Origin of the sequence: Bacillus sp. JJ864, assembly GCF_036963045.1 — a bacterium.
Lineage (GTDB): Bacteria > Bacillota > Bacilli > Bacillales > Bacillaceae_G > Bacillus_A > Bacillus_A pseudomycoides_C.
In genome coordinates this window covers 3,977-5,759 of sequence record NZ_JBALLY010000146.1, presented here as the reverse complement: position 1 = coordinate 5,759, position 1,783 = coordinate 3,977, and the positions used below count along the sequence as shown (strand labels likewise).

Here is a 1,783-nt window from a genome sequence, read left to right as displayed (position 1 = left end):
AGTTGAAGGGCTATTTTTTTCATGTTTTTGCAGGCTGCGGTGAGATATGCCTGCATTTGGACAGACTTCAGCCCTCGGAATCGAGCGTATCGATAGCCATGTAGTTCTTTCGCATCGGCAAAACTCCGCTCAATTTTAGAACAGCGTACTTTATATAATCGTTTTCCTGTTTTCGTTCGCTTGTATTCTCGTGCAATATCTTTGACGCGTAATCTCTCGACGTTTTTGAGTCGTTGAAAAACAATCTGAACGCAAAGGATATACTGCACAGTCTTTTTTGTCCGCTTTATAATGACGATATCCTTCTCGATCCGTTGTCGCATACTTCATAATACATCCCATTAGACATGCAAATACATCACTTTCAGAAACATAACAAAATAATCGTCTTGGTACTTCTTTATTTTGATTGCAAATCGACTAGTAAACTAGCAAACAATACTTTGATAATGCTTTTACAACATTTTTTGCTATATCATATTTAATGAATAATTGTAATATTTTTTAATTATGTAAAGTAATTTATTCCCCCCTTGTTTTTGAGTGTGAGTACTGACTAATCGTGTGGGGGCTAAACCTCCACATTTCGAAATGGAGACAAAAAGTAAAATTCTGTATAATAGTTTACTTTTAGTTTCTATAATACAACCTCATAAATGTTAATATATATTATGTATGTAAAATATTAACTTTATAAAAAAGGGGGAATATTATGAATGAAACAAACGAATTTTCAGGGGTAGATTTTAAAAAAGATGTGAAGTTTTCTATTATAATCCCTGCACATAATGAAGAGAAGTACATTAGAAAATGTTTGGATTCAATTGCAAGGGCATCAGAGACATATAAAGATCAAACTGAAGTCATAGTTGTTTTAAATCGTTGCACAGACAAAACAGAGGAAATAGCAAAGTCGTATAACTGTATTACATTAAAAAATAACGATAAAAACTTATCCAAGATCCGAAATGCAGGGGCCGAAATAGCTAGCGGAGAAATAATCATTACTATAGATGCTGATAGCCAAATGACAGAGTCTATGTTATTTAATGTAGACAAATATTTAGCTTCAGGTAAATACATTGGCGGTGGAGTAACCGGAAAGTTTGAAAGAATATCTTTAGGAATATTCGTTTCCGCGATGTTAATAATAATCCCCTTGCTTTTTAAGTATGGAGCTATATCTGTAGGGATTTTTTGGTGCTATAGAAAAGACTTTATGGCAATCAACGGATTTAATGAAAACATGCTTATGGCAGAAGATGCAGATTTTGCTAAACGGTTAAAAGAATGGGGAAAACAAAATAATAAGAAATTCGGTACAATTAAAAATGGAATGATAACTTCATGCAGAAGATTTGATAAATATGGAGACTGGGCTTTACTTAAAAATCCAAAAATAATCCTAGCCTATCTAAAAGGAAAAGATAAAAAATACGCAGATAAAACATATTATGATAACCAAGAAAGATAACTATGAAGATTCCTAAACAAATCATCATCAAATGTAAACTTTTAATAAAAAGTTTACATTTGATTTTTGAAGGTTTAATCCGCTTGTTTTACATTATTTTCTAATTTATTTGTGCTATATTTATTAGAAAAGGGGACGAATTAATGCTGAAATTTATTTGGTCTTTAGTTTTTGCTCTTATATTTTTTGGGATGGTACGTGGTCCACTGATACCATACATATCTTCAAATCAAAATATTGTTGCTATTTTAGTTATTTTTACAGTAGTTATTATTAATTCTTGGATTATTGATTTAATAAATCGCTTAT

1 protein-coding gene and 1 pseudogene are annotated in these 1,783 nt (G+C 31.3%); one reads left to right on the top strand and one right to left on the bottom strand.

What is annotated here, in order from left to right; all coding sequences use genetic code 11:
- Positions 1–408, bottom strand: a pseudogene (locus V7024_RS19905) (transposase); the annotation flags it as partial.
- Positions 409–712: 304 nt separating this feature from the next.
- Between V7024_RS19905 and V7024_RS19900 the strand changes: the two are divergent.
- Positions 713–1,474: a glycosyltransferase gene (locus tag V7024_RS19900; protein WP_335523082.1), complete on the top strand. Its 762-nt coding sequence runs from the start codon at positions 713–715 to the stop codon at positions 1,472–1,474.
- Positions 1,475–1,783 lie beyond the last annotated feature (309 nt).

Coding starts and splice junctions, on each gene's coding strand:
- V7024_RS19900 (WP_335523082.1), top strand. CDS start 713: ATGAATGAAACAAACGAATTTTCAGGGGTAGATTTTAAAAAAGATGTG.